The sequence below is a fragment of the Paenibacillus sp. MABNR03 genome (genome assembly GCF_050455445.1).
GTDB lineage: Bacteria > Bacillota > Bacilli > Paenibacillales > Paenibacillaceae > Paenibacillus > Paenibacillus xylanilyticus.
The window spans coordinates 1,372,694-1,388,235 of record NZ_JBCIYR010000001.1; the positions used below are offsets into that span (position 1 = coordinate 1,372,694).

At 49.7% G+C, this 15,542-nt stretch carries 15 protein-coding genes and 2 pseudogenes; all 17 read right to left on the reverse strand.

Annotated elements, in window-relative coordinates; all coding sequences use genetic code 11:
- Window positions 1–31: 31 nt before the first annotated feature.
- The 17 genes and pseudogenes from AAIH57_RS05860 to AAIH57_RS05940 all read right to left on the reverse strand — a co-directional run bounded on the left by AAIH57_RS05860 (window position 32) and on the right by AAIH57_RS05940 (window position 15,523).
- A complete protein-coding gene (locus tag AAIH57_RS05860) occupies window positions 32–229 on the reverse strand; it encodes a hypothetical protein (protein WP_175398611.1) in 198 nt (65 codons plus the stop codon).
- Window positions 230–634: 405 nt separating this feature from the next.
- A complete protein-coding gene (locus tag AAIH57_RS05865; protein WP_175398612.1) occupies window positions 635–1,462 on the reverse strand; it encodes an aldo/keto reductase in 828 nt (275 codons plus the stop codon).
- Between the two features lie 526 nt (window positions 1,463–1,988).
- Window positions 1,989–2,126, reverse strand: coding sequence for a family 1 glycosylhydrolase (locus AAIH57_RS05870; RefSeq protein ID WP_430020907.1), 138 nt, complete (start codon window positions 2,124–2,126; stop codon window positions 1,989–1,991).
- 106 nt (window positions 2,127–2,232) lie between these two features.
- Window positions 2,233–2,334 (reverse strand): annotated as a pseudogene (locus AAIH57_RS05875) (DUF2992 family protein); the annotation flags it as partial.
- Between the two features lie 27 nt (window positions 2,335–2,361).
- Window positions 2,362–2,658: a hypothetical protein gene (locus AAIH57_RS05880; RefSeq protein WP_430020908.1), complete on the reverse strand. Its 297-nt coding sequence runs from the start codon at window positions 2,656–2,658 to the stop codon at window positions 2,362–2,364.
- Window positions 2,659–2,783: 125 nt separating this feature from the next.
- Window positions 2,784–2,933, reverse strand: a pseudogene (locus AAIH57_RS05885) (transposase); the annotation flags it as partial.
- Window positions 2,934–2,971: 38 nt separating this feature from the next.
- Entirely contained in the window at window positions 2,972–4,552 is a 1,581-nt protein-coding gene (ggt, locus tag AAIH57_RS05890) for a gamma-glutamyltransferase (RefSeq protein WP_430021340.1), read from the reverse strand.
- A 57-nt stretch (window positions 4,553–4,609) separates the two neighbouring features.
- A complete protein-coding gene (locus tag AAIH57_RS05895) occupies window positions 4,610–5,938 on the reverse strand; it encodes an amidohydrolase family protein (protein WP_430020909.1) in 1,329 nt (442 codons plus the stop codon).
- Window positions 5,935–6,375 (reverse strand): cupin domain-containing protein, encoded by a 441-nt coding sequence (locus AAIH57_RS05900; protein ID WP_090898515.1) that lies wholly within the window; start codon window positions 6,373–6,375, stop codon window positions 5,935–5,937. Before AAIH57_RS05900 ends, AAIH57_RS05895 begins: the two co-directional genes overlap by 4 nt.
- A 45-nt stretch (window positions 6,376–6,420) precedes the next feature.
- Window positions 6,421–8,103, reverse strand: a complete 1,683-nt coding sequence (locus AAIH57_RS05905) for a CocE/NonD family hydrolase (RefSeq protein WP_430020910.1) — start codon at window positions 8,101–8,103, stop codon at window positions 6,421–6,423.
- Window positions 8,104–8,199: 96 nt separating this feature from the next.
- Window positions 8,200–9,534: an FAD-binding oxidoreductase gene (locus tag AAIH57_RS05910; RefSeq protein ID WP_175398616.1), complete on the reverse strand. Its 1,335-nt coding sequence runs from the start codon at window positions 9,532–9,534 to the stop codon at window positions 8,200–8,202.
- A 48-nt stretch (window positions 9,535–9,582) separates the two neighbouring features.
- On the reverse strand, window positions 9,583–10,599 hold the full coding sequence (locus AAIH57_RS05915; protein ID WP_430020911.1) for an ABC transporter substrate-binding protein: 1,017 nt from the start codon (window positions 10,597–10,599) through the stop codon (window positions 9,583–9,585).
- Window positions 10,600–10,634: 35 nt separating this feature from the next.
- Window positions 10,635–11,501, reverse strand: coding sequence for a fumarylacetoacetate hydrolase family protein (locus tag AAIH57_RS05920; protein ID WP_430020912.1), 867 nt, complete (start codon window positions 11,499–11,501; stop codon window positions 10,635–10,637).
- Window positions 11,498–12,340: a creatininase family protein gene (locus tag AAIH57_RS05925; protein WP_175398619.1), complete on the reverse strand. Its 843-nt coding sequence runs from the start codon at window positions 12,338–12,340 to the stop codon at window positions 11,498–11,500. The genes AAIH57_RS05920 and AAIH57_RS05925 overlap by 4 nt, the downstream gene beginning before the upstream one ends.
- 70 nt (window positions 12,341–12,410) lie before the next feature.
- Window positions 12,411–13,598 carry an amidase gene (locus AAIH57_RS05930; RefSeq protein WP_430020913.1) on the reverse strand — a complete coding sequence of 396 codons (1,188 nt, stop codon included), beginning with the start codon at window positions 13,596–13,598 and terminating at the stop codon, window positions 12,411–12,413.
- A 21-nt stretch (window positions 13,599–13,619) separates the two neighbouring features.
- Entirely contained in the window at window positions 13,620–14,432 is an 813-nt protein-coding gene (locus tag AAIH57_RS05935) for a cysteine hydrolase family protein (protein ID WP_175398621.1), read from the reverse strand.
- 62 nt (window positions 14,433–14,494) lie between these two features.
- The gene (locus AAIH57_RS05940) at window positions 14,495–15,523 is read right to left on the reverse strand and encodes an ABC transporter substrate-binding protein (RefSeq protein WP_175398622.1); all 1,029 of its coding nucleotides are present in this window, start codon (window positions 15,521–15,523) and stop codon (window positions 14,495–14,497) included.
- Window positions 15,524–15,542: the final 19 nt, after the last annotated feature.

Below are 15,542 nucleotides of genomic sequence, written 5' to 3' on the forward strand. Positions count from 1 at the left end.
GTTCCAGCAAAAACAGTCATGACGGGTTTGCTCATGGGTATTCAATTTCCTTTTTGTTACCATTTTCTTCATATATGATCTCTGTTTTTCTGCCATCCGGATACTCCTTGATCATTTTTTCATTTTCTTCATATACAATGGGCACACCATTGCTTTTGGCCTCTTGTCTGGCCGAGAATGTTGCTTTTACTAAAATTTCATTCAATTCAGAAATTGACATACGTTTCATGTGAAGATACCCTCCTTAAATAATTGTACGTAAAGTTTCACACTATTATGGACGGATCATTTTTCAAGTTTAGCTAAGCCTTTTGCATTCTCAGGAAATTTTTCTCACTAATTTGTCCAGACAGCTTTTGTTCAATCAGCTTATTGGCTCCGACTTGGAGCTCCTATCCTTCGATATTTAAATAATAAGCTAGAAAGCGGACTGTCTGATGCAATTTCCTTTTGTCAGTACGCGCAAAGAGTTATCCAAGTATTGTGGTGCCGTCCAATTTCCCCTTTCTTTATGTATCACAGCTTCTTAGAAAATTTTAGTGCGCTTTAGGTCAGATGTATATTAAGAAAGTTACAAAGAAAAAACAACTGCAAAATTACACCCTACTTCATACATCACCAGGATTTAGGTTACTTATGATCGGGATCGGAACTTGCTCATATCAGGCTTGGGGAGCTTCTCATTTTTATTTAACAAATCAATACTGCTCATCTCTTCTTCGGTCAACGTGAAATCAAAAATCGAAATATTCTCCAACAGCCGGGTTGCATTAAATGATTTGGGAATAGTTACAAAACCACTCTGTATATCCCAACGCAGGATGACCTGCGCTACCGTTTTGCCGTGTTTACTTGCGATACTCTCCAGCGTTTCATTGCCAGACAGCTGACCCTTCATCAATGGGGACCAGGCTTCCATCTGAATTTGATGTTGTTTGCAGAAAACTCTTAATTCCATATGAGTCAAATTAGGATGGAATTCGATTTGATTGACCATGGGAACAACTTCCGCCACAGACAACAGACCTTCCAGATCATTGATTTGAAAATTGCTTACGCCGATGGCTCTGACTCTTTTTTGTCTGTACAGATGCTCTAGCGCTCTCCAAGTATCAAGGGACTTCCCCTCGACCGGCCAATGAATCAAGTATAAATCCAAATAGTCCAATTGCAACTTCTCCATGCTGGATTCGAATGCATGCAGCGTCGAGTCGTACCCTTGGTCCCCGTTAGCCACTTTTGTGGTTATGAACATATCTTCTCTTGGAATTCCTGACTCAGCTACAGCCCTGCCCACCTGTGTCTCATTTTCATAAGCCGATGCTGTGTCAATACTCCTGTAACCCATTTCCAAAGCCTGTTTAATAGCTTCCGTAGCATCATCACGTTCGGGCGTCCAGACGCCAAGTCCGATCCATGGCATCTGCACTCCATTCCTGAGTTGGGTATAGTGACGGTTCATAGATATATCCCTCCTGAATATTTCTAAAAAACCTCCTGGATCCAAAATCCAAGAGGTTATTGTAATGATACATATTAATAATTATATCGTGTCTGATGATTCTAGTCCAAGTCTGAACCATTGGATGCAATGACTTTCTTGTAAAAGCCAAAGCTTTTCTTTCTTATTCTTCTTATCCTACGTTAACTTGCCCGTTAATTTGATATTAGCGTATATAAATCAAGTCAGTATCAATCACATAATCAGACTGCCCCTCCCACGCTGAGGGGACAGTCGTTGATAGTGAAGATCCTATATAATCATCAGTAAAGTCCAATATGATAGTATATTGGATTGTGCTACTTTTGGTATGATCTTCTTAATCGTTTGAAGTTCAATCTTGCACTGTTCTCTCATAGTTCACTACCACAGTGGTGTCTATACTGATCAACAGCTTACGTTTTTTTTATCATTCTATTGTTTAAAACGAGCATTAGTTCATCCGATTGTCGATTGAGCGATGATACCTAAATATTGTGCGCTCTCTTTAGGCTTCCGTCTCCTGCGTTGCACGATCAACCTCAATCAGACCGAATGTCATGCTGTATCCTGCCTGCCACTCGAAGTTATCAAACACGTGGTCCAATGTAAATAACCTCTGACATCGATTCCGTCGTTGAGACATGATTGAAGCCCCTTCAGGTCCGAACACTTCTCTCGTGTAATTTTGAAGTCCGGAAAAATCGTCACTTTCCCTAACAAATACTCCTCTAGTTATGATTTATGATGTCTTAGTTTAATTCCGTGAGGCTCATCAATTCCATCATTTTCTCGCTAACGAACTCTAAAACTTCCGAATCCTTCGGTTCGTTACCAAAAATATGACGACAAGCTTGAACAAAAGTTGCTGATTACATGGATCAGCTTTTTGATATTATTGAGCTATCTGCTAATGTAGCATACCCTTTTCTCTGGTTTTTTCTGTCGATAGAAAATGCCCGTAAAAAGATTAATTTATCACTATCTGTAAAATCGTAAACTTCTTCACTATTGTGCAAGACAAAGAAACCTACAGGTTCTTCTCCTAATAGAAAAACAACAGGTACACAATCTTCATTTCGGAAGAAATCAAGAGCTTTACTGGGCAAAAACACAAAGTCCATTTGCGATTCATTCAAGGTAAACTCTCTAACTTTTGATTCCCATTCGGGATTCATCTTTCTATTTAATTGCCCCTGTCCCTCGACAATTGTATATCGAAGAAATCCAGCATATAATCGCTCTTTCGGGAGAAATCTTTCCTGTAATGCCCAGCATGTTGAAAATCGGAGAAATGAATTGTACGTCGGCAAAATTCAAATTCTCCGCATTGCACAGCTAGATATAAAGAATGTCTAAGCCTCTTCGAGCCTCGTTTCGTTATTCGTGTGCTTGTCGCCGTAAACTTCCCTGAACTAAAAATTCCAGGATCAAGACCTGCAAACGCCTCGAGATGCTAGCAGCATCCAGTCCTTTCGCCCCTGTTTTGGTTTACCATCCAATAGCCGCTCCATCGCAGCGGGGGTCCGTGCCCCCGAACAGGAAGCCATTATCATCTATCATAATGGCATGCGCATGTCCCATGACTCTAGCAAAATCTTCAACTGTGTATACCGCGTGTCCGGCCAGCCGTAAACGCTGCTGCACTTCTGTGGCGATCCGGCCCTCCACTCTCAATTCTTGCGTTGCCTCTCCCCATGTTCTTCCCCACACCCAGCGGGGTTCATGCACTGCGGTTTGCGGGGCCATGCCATAATCCACCATGCGGGTCAGCAGCGCGGTCTGTGTCTGCGGTTGACCTTCACCTCCCTGGGTCCCGTACAAAATATACGGCTTCCCATCGCGGCAAGCCATTGCCGGCATCAGAGTATGAAAGGTTCTTTTGTCCGGTTCAAGCCTGTTCACATGCGACGGATCAAGGGAGAAGAACGAGCCTCGGTTCTGCAGCAATATACCGGTGTCTCCCCCAACCACGGCCGAACCGAACTCAAAATAGAGGCTTTGGATAAATGAAACGGCATTGCCCTCACTGTCTACTACTGCCGCATAAGCCGTATCATGGCCTACCGGCTGGGTATCCATCGGCAGGGCGCGCTCCATATCGATGCAGTCCGCCAGCTTCGCGGCGTAGGATTTGGACAGCAGCCGGTCCAGAGGGATGGAGGAGAATTGTGGGTCTGTTAAATATCGGTTGCGGTCGCGGAAGCTCAGCTTCAGCGCTTCCACGAGTAGGTGATAGTACTCATAGGAACCATGCTCTATACTCTCCAAATCAAACTGTTCTAGAATTTGAAGCGCCATTATACCGGTAAAGCCCTGTGAGTTCGGCGGGACCTGATAAAGATCAAGACCACGGTAACTCCCTTTGACCGGCTCCACCCATTCACCTCTGTGCCTCGCAAAATCCTCCATTGTCAGCAGACCGCCCTGCTCCACAAGTGAGCGAACAATCTCCTGACCTACACTGCCTGAATAAAATTCGTCTCGGCCGTAGTCCGCAACCTGCAGCAGGCTGCTTCCCAAAGCAGACTGCACAAAGCGGCTGCCTTGCTCCGGGATCTTGCCTCCGGGCAGATAGATGGCGGCTGTCTGTGGATAAGCAGCCAGCACCTCGAAACGCTCGGCCGTATTGACATGCTGGTCCGGCGACAGTGGGAAGCCTTCCAGTGCATATTGGATCGCGGGCTCAAGCACCTCTGCCAGCGTCTTCGAGCCATATTCCTGCAATATGGCATCCCAGCCGTCCACCATACCCGGCACAGTAATGACACTTCGGGGTCCCCGCTGCGGGATGGCTGATTCGCCGGCAAAGCAGCTGGCGGTAATCCGGCTGCCCGAACGTCCACTCGCGTTATATGCCCTGACTTTTCTATCTTCGTTGCTATAGGTTAACCAGAAGGAATCGCCTCCCAGTCCCGTCATATGGGGGTATACGACGGCAAGACAGGCGCTCACCGCCACGGCGGCATCAAAGGCGTTACCTCCTTGCTGCAAAATACGCGCTCCTGCCGCGCTGGCCAAAGAATGAGGACTGACTACCATCGTCTGTGTGCCTGTGACTTGTGGAACCATCTTGCCACCTTCTTTCTCTTCTATGTTCAACTGACGGTAATTCCTGTTTGTTGCTTATTATGTTACCAATTCAGACGCGAATGTCTGAGCTGTATGCAAAGCAGACTGCCATTTGCCGGAGGCATACACCCAGCGACTCATTTTTGTACCCGATAGCAGCTGCGTGACATCCGAAGCATCCGTGACAACAAAGTTGCAGTCATGCCCTTCTTCTATTCCATACTCGTCGCAGCCCGTAATTTCAGCAGGTGTATCCGTGATCATCCGCAGCAGCTGTACTAAATCCTGTTCACTGCCCATATGGGCCGCATACGATGTGATTTGGGCGATCTGTATCAGATCCCCCCGGCCGAACGGATGGAACGGGTCCTGAATATTGTCGGAGGCCGCAGCAAGCGGAATGCCTTCTGCAAGCAGCTCGCGAATGCGTGTTGTGCCCCGTCTTACCAGGCCGCGATCTTCCCGTCCCTGAAGATACATGTTCACCGCAGGCAGCGTTACGGCGTTCAGACCTGCTTCCTTCATCTTCGCCATCACAAGCTGTGCATCATTTTCCGTCATTGCGGACAACGAGCACAGATGATCTGCCGTCACTCTGCCCTGATAACCGTAGCGAATTGTATGCTCTGCGATGCTCAGCACGGTTTTTTTTTCGGGATTATCACTTTCATCTGCATGCAGATCAATGGGTACGCCGAAACGTTCCGCTAACCGAAAAATCCTGCCAATCTCCCGTTCAGGGTCGTCTGCCAGGTGAGGGGCTCCACCCAGTACATCAATTCCCATCCGCAGTGCTTCCTCGATTGCCTCATCTGCTGCTTCATGATTGCCGCGGAACGGAACCATGAGCGCATATTGGATAGACATACTGCCCTTCAACTTCTCCCGTACTTCCAAGGCTGCCTCAATCGTCCGAAAGGCCACCTCTCTCCCCAAATGAACAGGGAAGTCAAGGTGGCTTCTTATGGTCGTGGTCCCGTAGCTCAGTGCCATTCTGGCGGCCGTCAGCATGCGTTCCGCCAGCTGCTCCTTGCTGAATGTCTGTACAGCCTGGCTGTAACTAAGAATGGCTTCATGAAGTGTGCCGGATCGGTTCGACACCTGCTCAAGCGAAAAAGCTTTATCCAGATGCATATGACAGTCAACCAGGCCAGGAAGCATCATCCCGCCCTGCAGATCGATGCAATCCGCGTCTGCGAGCCGTTTCAGATCCGATCCAGCCTGGTGCGGGACCATCAGACGGGAAGCACCGCTTTCCCATGCATCAAGGAAACGATCCTGCCGATGGACACTAACCCATTTTCCAACCTCCGCCTTTAGTTCATAAAGGCAGAGGTCTTCCCGATGCGGTAGGCGTACATTAATGAAATGCAGCCCTGCACTCATTGCGCTGTAGCCAGTGCCTGAAGCACGGCCAGATCCTCCTCATCCAGCTCGGTGGCAGGACCCGCTTTGATCATATCCGAGAACATTTCGTCCGGTACCATCGTCGTCAGACAATACAGACGTGTGCTGCCCGTGTTGATAATATCGTGATGGTTGCCCGGTGGAATAATAATGAATGAGCCTTGGCGGATCGGAGTCTCATATTCGTTGCCAACTTTGGCAAGCCCCTCTCCTTTTAACACATAAAAATATTCATAAGCTTCCCGGTGTTCATTGGATGGAGTTCTGCCTCCAACCTCGAAGATCTCCACAAATGAAGTGAAAGGAACCTGCTCCCTGTCGCACAGTAAAATGAACTTGTTCGTATCCTGTGCGGAAATTTTGTGGACGGGACAATTCTCAAAGTTACCAGCAACCAGACCTGGAATGTTCACCATATACATTCAACCTCACTTTGATTGATTTAATTTATACTTTGCTTTTCATCTTTTCAACGGCAGCTTCAAACAGGATATGTCCTGTTCCGTACTGCGAACAGCCGTGGTGGCAATCTTCAACCCACCTGTTCCCGTGCTGTTCGTCTCATCCCAGACACCGTTCGGATGCCGGGCGAATAACGGGAAGGCGCTGCCTGTCAACTCAAGCCGGATATACGAGCCAGCCGGCAGGGTGGCCGCCAAGGGACGCAGCCGGATCTGCGCTGTTCTCCATACATTGGGGGCATCTGCTCCTTCACTGCAGATTTCCGTGCGACCCACACTCAGTAGCCGGGCCGTCCCTTTCTCCGATACGGTCGTGAGGATGGCCACCAGATCCGTCGGACCTCCCAATGTTTGGTACTGAACGGATAACTCCGGGGACCCAAAAATCGGGATATCCTCTGCAAGCGGTCCTCCCGTATATACCAGAATCTCTTGCCGTTCCTGAATGGCAGCTCGGTCGGACGGCAGGTAAGAGTCCAGACGCATCGGCAGACGTGAGTCGTATACGAATACATCCGGCACAGCTTCCTCCACATCTTCCTTATGCTTTTCCAGTCTCCCCCCTCCTGCCGCACCGTTCGCCGGGGTCTGTGACCCGGACAGATAAAACCATTCGGACGGAGAGTGTCCATCCTCAAATACAGGAGGCAGCTGTTCCGCCGTATGCCATTCATGACTCAATGGGTCAAAATATCGGATCGGCAGTTCACCAGGCAATTCCATGTCTTCCTTGCCCTTCAGCCAATAATCAAACCAGCGCAGCTGCTCCAGATGATGACCACCATCTGCCTGCTCGCCATGATCGATTCCGCCCGCTCTGCGACCCCATGGAATGTGAGCCCACGGGCCGACAATGAGCCGATGGAAGCAATCCGGCGTGGCCGTAGCTTGCAGAGCCTCGAACGACTGTAATGTGCCCATTAGGAAACCGTCATACCAGCCCCCAATATGCAACGCCGGCACCGGCTCCCGGGCGATCTCGTCGATCCAGTTCATCCGCTCCCAGTACTCATCGTACGTTTGATGACCAATCCAATCATAAAATGCGGGAAAGTATTGCTCCAGAATCGGATGTTTTTCATTCAATGGCATTTTCCAAAGCATCTCCTCGGGGCTGCGCATCAATCTGGAGCATTGCTCTGCCGTTTCGAAGTCACCCGCTCTTTGTGCCGTGTCACGAGCCAGCTGGAAAGCCCACGGCAGATGATTGCCAAGTGCGAAGGAGCCATGCGGGTAAAATAAGCCATGATACATGTCTGCCGGACACATGCTCGGTGCAATCGCCTTGAGCGCAGGGGGGTGAAGGGAAGCTGCTGCCCATTGTGTTAGGCCTTGATAAGAGAAACCGTACATGCCTACTTTCCCGGTCGAGCCGGACAGACCGGCTGCCCATTCGATGGTATCAAATCCGTCCTCTGATTCCTGAACAAACGGATTAAATTCGCCTTCCGACTCTCCCCGCCCCCTGACGTCCTGGATTACCACGATATATCCCTTACTGGCATACCAGACGGGGTGGGCATGCGTAACGGTAGAGGCAATCGACCGGCCGTAAGGCTGGCGCATCAGCAGCACAGGATATTCTCCTGTCTCGTCCGGCAGGTATATATCTGAATACAACGTTATGCCGTCGCGCATCGTGCAAGGAACCTTTCGGCGGATGACTACATTTCCAAATTTCATGCAACTCACTCCTTTGCTGTAGATACGGATTGACTATAAAAATCCGCATGGCACGTAAACTGCTGCAGGTTGCGCCATTCTTCCATCACCCGTTGATCAGACACCGCTAACAGCCGAACGCTTTAATTTCTCCTGATTCAAAATCCCCTTCGGATCGTTGCGATGTTTGATTTCCCATAAACGATCATGGGCGTATGATCGCCCGCCCTCCTTCAAATCCCAAGTATGCGGATTATTTACTCTAACCCGGTTTTCCTCGTAACGTTCCATTAGCTGATTCAGGTTTTCCTCCGTAGTGAAGGGAACCAGCGGCAGGCCGGAGATCAGCAAATTTTCATTTTGCCGGGCAAACTCGATATGATTCATTACTTCCGGATATTCCTTTTTCATAGATGAGATTTGCTCAAGGGCACAGGATGGATCAAAATTCAGCTGCAGGTAGGTTAAGCCGGGGTCTGCCTTGCGCGCCCACAAAGTCGTATGATTCCATGTGAAATCGGAGACCCCTACACCTTTGTGATACTGCTCGGCAGAGACCTTCATAGCCATATGACCTTCATATTCCGATAGGATACGTTCAAGTTGGGATTCGTTGGTTGTATCCACTTCAAGCAATACAACAGCACGACCAGCGGGGAGATCAAGCGGAAGAAAATAGGACGGAACCGGCCATTCATGGATGGAAATTAGCCTTTTCACCAAGGAAGTGTCCTCAGCAACCGACTGCCCGAAGCGAAAAGCCTGTTCAAACCTGTCAAAGGTTACTGCCCACTGCATCCATTCCACCCGGGGAGCCAGATTGATTTCCACTTCGGATAAAATGCCGATTGTACCGTAAGTATGCAGGTAAGGCAGCACCTCGTCCCCCTGGAGCTCAATGGTACGGGGATGAACCTCAAGCGTTTTGATTTTTAGAGAACGTACCAGCCCATCCCAGATCGTCCCCCAGCTGATCGAACCGATACCGCCAAAACCGCCGCATAAAAAACCTCCGATCGTCGCTGATTGAAAGGTGGAAGGCATCGTACGCAGCTCATAACCAGCCTTGCGGGCAGTGGATTCCATTTTGCCGAGTCTAGCCCCGGCCTGGATCCGCATCGTGCCTTCTCCCATTTCGAGCACCTTGTTGTATTTGGCCAGATTCAGGACGATTCCGCCTGTGACCGGAACGCATTGACCGTAGTTGCCGGTGCCGTTCCCCCTGATCGTCAGCGGAACTCCCAGCTCTGCTGCAATGGAGAGCAGATCGTCAAGCTCTTCCTCGGTGCGCGGACTGGCGATGCACTCGGCGACCTTACCCTGCAGCTGACTGGCCAGCACAGGAGAGAAGTGATGATAATCCATCGAATATTTGGCAAGGGCTGCCTCCTCCCACTGCAGCAATTGCGGGTCCATGCGTTCTTTCAATACGACTATCCAATGTTCATTCATTCGGTTCCCCTCCCGTATGTTGTAATACTGATCTCCTAAAGGAATCTCTTAGGAATTCGGCAAGAACTCATCCGTAAATACTTTGCTGACATCAGGCTCCTCTTTCAATGCCCCAATCTCCTTTAGCTGCTTTCCGAGCTCCGTCCAGCGTTCCTCTGTCATGTAACCAACACCGTGTTCCGCCGCATCATCTTCGTATACGAACGGGATAAGCGTTTCAGCGGCATAGTTCAGCTTTTCTTTCGTAAAATCAGGGTTTTCCTTTAAGATAACGTCATTCACGGTATCATAATTGGTCTTGTAGTAATCCCAGCCCTTCATCGAAGCCTCGACATAACCACGCACAATATCAGGATGATCCTGTATATACTGTTCTGTGGTGAACAGCACATTGGAATACGGGTTATAACCGGCATCCGCCAGTAGTAGGAAATTAATGTCTACATTCTGCTGCTTCATCTCGTACGGCTCACTGGTTACATATCCCTGAATGGCAACCGTTTCATCGGCTACAAAAGGAGCCAGAGAACCGGTATAAGCCAATTCCTTCACGTTACCCAATTGGTATTTACTCTTCACAAAATCCCAGAACACCGAGCCTGTCCCCACGTATACGGAGCGGTTGTTCAAATCGGCCAGGGAGGAAATGTTCTGATTGGCATGAACCATAAGTCCCTGCGGGCTTTTCTGGAATATCGTCGCAATTGCTACAAGAGGGATTCCTTCTTCACGAGCGACCAGCAATTGGTCCGCTGTAGCAAGTCCGAACTGTGCCTTGCCGGAAGCCACGATCTGTGTTGGAGACACCTGCGGCCCACCCGCCTGGATAGTCATATCGAGACCAGCCTCATTGTAATATCCTTGTTCCTTTGCCGCATACAGACCCCCGTGCTCCGCTTGTGCAAACCAGTTGGTCACCTGTGTAATTGCCGTGAGTTCCTCGCTTCCCCCCGTAGCAGAGGCATTCTGAGCAGTTGGCTGATTCCCGCAAGCCGCCAGCAATGTGGATAAGGAAAATATTGCTGCGAGTAAAACTACAGTTCCCTTTTGTCTGTACTTCTTCATCTCATTACCACTCCCCAAGGAAAATTACTGATGATCTATTCTACTTCCCCTACCGGATTTCGAAGTGTCATAAAACCACTGATTCTACACTTAGCGACATCTCCTTGCTGAATCTGGACGGACCCGGGTGTGCCTGTCATGATCACATCTCCCGGATAGAGAGTCATCATCTGTGAAAAATACGAGACAATGAACCATGGATGATAAATCATGCGAGACACCGTATTGCTATGAATAATCTCATCATTCAACACAGTTTCAACGACAAGGCTCTGCAGATCATTTATTTCATCAGGTGTTATTAGTTGTGGTCCAAGACTGAAAAATGTATCGGATACCTTGGATCGCTGCAGGAATCTAGGGTTCCGTGCGTGGATGTCCTGGTTAGTCATATCCAGCGTTGCGGCAAAACCGGCAATGACCTCCTGCGCACGTTCTTCCGGCACATTTTTGCAGATTCGGCCGATGATAATGCCAAGCTCAGCTTCTGATGTCACATTCACATCCTGAGCCGTCAGCTGGATATACTCTTCCGGCCCAATCAGGCTTGAGTCCGGCTTCATGAAGCAGACCGGCTCAAGTTCTGGAGGAGTGGATGCGAGATCAATCGCTTTTTGCACATAATTCATGCCAATTCCCCATATTTTTCGAGGGTGTCGGAAGAGAGGAGCAGGTATGGCTCCCTCTGAAGGTATGAAAGGGATTGATGAAATTGTTCTGTCGCCGTGCTTCTTATACCACTGGACAAGCTCCTCTAGCTGGCCTTGCTGCAAGATCTCCATAACGGAGGTACCCCATGTGCTTCCTTCCGCCCTGTTGATCTCCTCCAGAAGGAAGAATCGTTCCCCATGTTCAATCGCTGCTTGTTCACCATCGCCGTGTTTCAGACTGACGAGCTTCACGGGGTGCTTCCTGCTGGCTGCTGAACCGGTTCAGTCCCGCGGACATCGGTGATTTCAAAATCACACAGTTCCTCCAGCGCCTCCGACAAAATCGTTGAGATCCTATCCTGAATAATCCTGCCTTTCTCAGGCGTGGCCGTCGTTGCATCACCAGCAATACCGGTAGCGGAAATATCAGCCATCTTCCAGGCGAAGCGGATTTTCCCTTCTAATGTAAGAAAGCGGTAAGAGGACATATCAGGAAGCTCTTTGACGAGGAACTCCTTCTTCACCCAGTCCGGTTTAATGGACATCACGAGAGAGGTCTCATAATCGCCACCATGAATACCGTATTCCAACTCCTCGGAAGACAGGAGATCCTCTGCCACATTCAGACTGCTGGGACTGAGATAGAAAACCATCATCCCCGTTCTGATCCGTATTTCTCGTGATACCGTATTCAGCAAATCCACGTTGCCACCATGGGTGTTAAACAACAATAACTTGCGAAAACCACTGGCCTTCAGACTTTCTGCAATGTCCAGCATGATGGCATGCAGTGTGCTCGCCGATAAGGAAATGGTGCCCGGAAGTCCGATATGTTCATTGCTTTTGCCATACGAGACCGGAGGCAGCAGCCAGATCTCCTTATCCGCCCGCACCCGCTCCAGCGTTTGTGATAATGTCGCTTCCCCAATCAAAGTGTCCGTATATACGGGCAGATGGGGGCCATGCTGCTCCACAGCTCCGACTGGGAGAATAACCAGCGCCTTATCCTTCGGCAGCTCTTTGACCTGTTTGCTTGTCAGACGGGGCAAAAATCGTTCCTCCCACGCTGTTCCTTCGTATCGTTGAAACATAACTGACACCCTTTCTCCTACGGCTTTAATGTTTTTCGCGTAGCTTAACGTCCATTATCGAATGATGCTCTTATCCTTTTACTGCTGAATTTACTGCTGAAAAAAAGGATGTGGCCCATTCCAGCAGACGTTGATCCTGTCCCGGGCCAGCGATAAGGGAAATACCGACCGGGCAGCCCAGTACCTTGGCAGCGGGGATCGTAAGCTGTGGCAGACCCGACAAACCGGCAATGCAGGTTAATCGCATCGTTTTCACTCTTCGTTCTTCAATTAAAGGCCCGCCCAATCCCAGCTTCGGGGCCGCTCCAGTCGTCGTCGGAATCACAAGCACCGTATCTGTTCTGAGCAGGTCAGCCATGTGCTTGCATACCTCAATTCGGCGTTTGGCTGCCTTCTCCTGATCGGCACGTTCAACGGTACTTGCCCAGGAGAATCGCCCGGCTGTATCTGGTCCGAAGGTCGGCTGCTCACGTTCAATCCACGCCCTGTGCTCCTGCCATATTTCATAGCCCTGGATCGTCCTGAACGTGGTCATCCATTCAGGCAGACCCTGCGGGGCGATGCGAACAGTTTCATGGCTCGCTGCCAGGCCGCTCAGCATCTTCAGGTAAGGGGTAAGCGCCTCTTTGCTCTCCGTGTCAGCAAGCTCCCACGCATCCTCACCGATGAGCACCCGGCTAAATCCGATACCAGAGTCTGTCTGCGGCAGAAGCACTCCACCTACCTGGCACAGTGTCTCGAGATCGCGTGCCATCCAGCCAACGGTGTCGAAGCTGGGAGCGAGTGGGATAACGCCTTTCTCGGAGACAATGCCATGCGATGGACGCATTCCATAAATTCCGCAGTACGAAGATGGCACACGTACCGATCCTCCCGTATCCGTTCCAAGGGAGAAGTCAGCAAGCCCAGCGGCGACAGCAACCGCCGATCCGCTAGATGAACCGCCAGGGATACGATCGGGAGCCCTCGGATTCACTGGTGTTCCATAATGAACATTTTCACCATTCAAGCTGAACATCAGCTCATCCGTATGCGTCATGCCCGTTAGTCGAGCTCCTTGCTGCAATAGCAGGTTGAGCGTTTCCGCGTGTTCCTTCGCCGGCTCATGCTTCTGGAGCCAACAAGGATTACCCGCGCCATTAGTAATGTCACGTACGGCAAACACATCCTTGACCATAAAGCTGAGTCCGTTCAACCTACCCTGTCCTGTCGGTTCAACGATCACCTGGTTGACAATGGCGTTCCATTGGTCCTTCATTGCTTCATCCCATCCTTCCGTTCAGCCTTCTAACGATGCCAGCTCTTCCGAGGTGTTTCTCTCTATAGGAGTCGCTGCCCCGCTCAGCTCTTGTACCAACCAGGTGGAATCCGTAACGAAGCCATAACATTGCTTGATATTGTACAATGTCGCTTCTATGCAGAAATCCGGGGAGCTTGTTGCCGAGCAATCCTCCAGAAGTATGCCGTCATATCCGAGACAAGCCGCGTCCTGCAGTGTATGCATGACACACTGATCGAGATTTACCCCGGCAAACAACACCGTCTGAATATTGAGGTTGCGTAGGATACTGTCCAGTGGTGTATCCCAAAACCCACTCATGCGGTATTTATCCACATAGATATCATCGGGGGATGAATCCAGGCCATCGACAATTGCCGTTCCCCAACTGCCTTTCTCCAGCACCTTGGAGCCGTTCCCCGGCAGCGGGTCCCCGATGCCGTTGCCCCGCCCATCCGAATTGTACACATGGAGCACGGATGGTGGCACGTTCATTCGGTCTTCCCGGTTGCCCCAATTCACCCAAATAACAGGCACTCCCGCTTGACGTAACTCTGGCATGAGTCGGTTCAGCCGGCTGACCGGGTTTAGAAGCGGCGAGGTATCGACCCCAATGGAATCCAGCCATCCACCCGGCGTACAGAAATCATTCTGCATATCGATGACAATAACCGCCGTATGCTCCAGATCAAATATGACTTCCTGCGGCTGTGCAGGGAGGGTTACTGACTTGCCGTACTTTTGCGTTCGCCTTAGATCCACCAACGTTTCGGACACTTGCCAATAGCTCTTTCGATTTCCAAGTTTGAACATATAAAGTCCCCTCATTTTTCTGAAATTTCTGATTTGAGGCATCAAATACTTCTGGTCCAGGTTTATGGCTTCATCAGATACTCGGTTGTAAACGCCTGGGTAACATCTAGTGCCTTCGTTAATCCTCCGCCCTTGATCATCTGATCCTGCAGGGTGCTCCAGCGTTCCTTTGTCATGTAACCAATACCATTTGCCTCGGAATCCTTGTTAAGAATAAAGGGTTTTTCCTGCACTGCCTCGTAATTCATTGCTTCTACCGTCATATCGGGATTGTAGGTCTGAATAAACGGGTTTACCTTTTCATAGTTGTCTAGATAATAGCTCCAACCTTTCTGACTTGCCTGCACCACAGCTTCGACGACATCAGGGTGCTCTTTGAGGTAATCTTCAGTCGTAAAAAGAACGTCTGCATAGTTCGCATAACCGGAATCGGCGATTTTCAGATAGTCCACCTCAACCCCCTGCTGAGAAAGTGCGTAAGGCTCATTCGTGATGTAACCCTGATTGAGCGAACTGGGATCATTGATAAAATTGACAAGCTGCCCGTTATACTTCATTTCTTTTACATCTGTCAGATTGTACTGGCTCTTGATATATTCCCAGTAAGGCACCGCTGTACCGATGTATACGGTTTTGCCGTTCAGGTCTGTGAAATCCTGAATGTTCTCCCCCTTGTGGTACATCAGAACCTGCGGTGTGCTTTGAAAACCGGCAAGGATACCGACAACAGGGATTCCCTGTTCCCGCGCCTTCAAAATTTCATCCGCATAAGAGATACCGAATTCAGCTTTGCCTGCAGCGACAAGCTGCATGGTTGACACCTCGGGGCCTCCAGGCTGAATCGTCATGTCGATTCCCTTGTCCTTATAATAATTCTGCTGCAATGCCGCAAAATAGCCTCCATCTTCCCCTTTGGCGTACCAGCCTTCGATCAGTTTCACCTGCTTCAAATCTGTTCCGGCTTCTCCTCCCGCCGGGGCGGCGGATTCTAGAGCGGAGGAATTGGAGCATGCGCTCAGAAGCAGTATGATCAAAGAAGCAGCCGACAGCAGCCATTTCTTGTAACGAAAGTTCATATGATGTTTGGACATGTTGGTTCTCTCCCCCGGT

What these genes read in the sequence shown, in the direction of transcription:
- AAIH57_RS05865 (WP_175398612.1), bottom strand. Translation starts at nt 1,462, where the DNA reads ATGAACCGTCACTATACCCAACTCAGGAATGGAGTGCAGATGCCATGG.
- AAIH57_RS05925 (WP_175398619.1), bottom strand. Translation starts at nt 12,340, where the DNA reads ATGTTTCAACGATACGAAGGAACAGCGTGGGAGGAACGATTTTTGCCC.
- AAIH57_RS05905 (WP_430020910.1), bottom strand. Translation starts at nt 8,103, where the DNA reads ATGAAATTTGGAAATGTAGTCATCCGCCGAAAGGTTCCTTGCACGATG.
- AAIH57_RS05860 (WP_175398611.1), bottom strand. Translation starts at nt 229, where the DNA reads ATGAAACGTATGTCAATTTCTGAATTGAATGAAATTTTAGTAAAAGCA.
- ggt (WP_430021340.1), bottom strand. Translation starts at nt 4,552, where the DNA reads ATGGTTCCACAAGTCACAGGCACACAGACGATGGTAGTCAGTCCTCAT.
- AAIH57_RS05895 (WP_430020909.1), bottom strand. Translation starts at nt 5,938, where the DNA reads ATGAGTGCAGGGCTGCATTTCATTAATGTACGCCTACCGCATCGGGAA.
- AAIH57_RS05935 (WP_175398621.1), bottom strand. Translation starts at nt 14,432, where the DNA reads ATGTTCAAACTTGGAAATCGAAAGAGCTATTGGCAAGTGTCCGAAACG.
- AAIH57_RS05940 (WP_175398622.1), bottom strand. Translation starts at nt 15,523, where the DNA reads ATGTCCAAACATCATATGAACTTTCGTTACAAGAAATGGCTGCTGTCG.
- AAIH57_RS05870 (WP_430020907.1), bottom strand. Translation starts at nt 2,126, where the DNA reads ATGTCTCAACGACGGAATCGATGTCAGAGGTTATTTACATTGGACCAC.
- AAIH57_RS05915 (WP_430020911.1), bottom strand. Translation starts at nt 10,599, where the DNA reads ATGAAGAAGTACAGACAAAAGGGAACTGTAGTTTTACTCGCAGCAATA.
- AAIH57_RS05910 (WP_175398616.1), bottom strand. Translation starts at nt 9,534, where the DNA reads ATGAATGAACATTGGATAGTCGTATTGAAAGAACGCATGGACCCGCAA.
- AAIH57_RS05880 (WP_430020908.1), bottom strand. Translation starts at nt 2,658, where the DNA reads ATGAATCCCGAATGGGAATCAAAAGTTAGAGAGTTTACCTTGAATGAA.
- AAIH57_RS05900 (WP_090898515.1), bottom strand. Translation starts at nt 6,375, where the DNA reads ATGGTGAACATTCCAGGTCTGGTTGCTGGTAACTTTGAGAATTGTCCC.
- AAIH57_RS05930 (WP_430020913.1), bottom strand. Translation starts at nt 13,598, where the DNA reads ATGAAGGACCAATGGAACGCCATTGTCAACCAGGTGATCGTTGAACCG.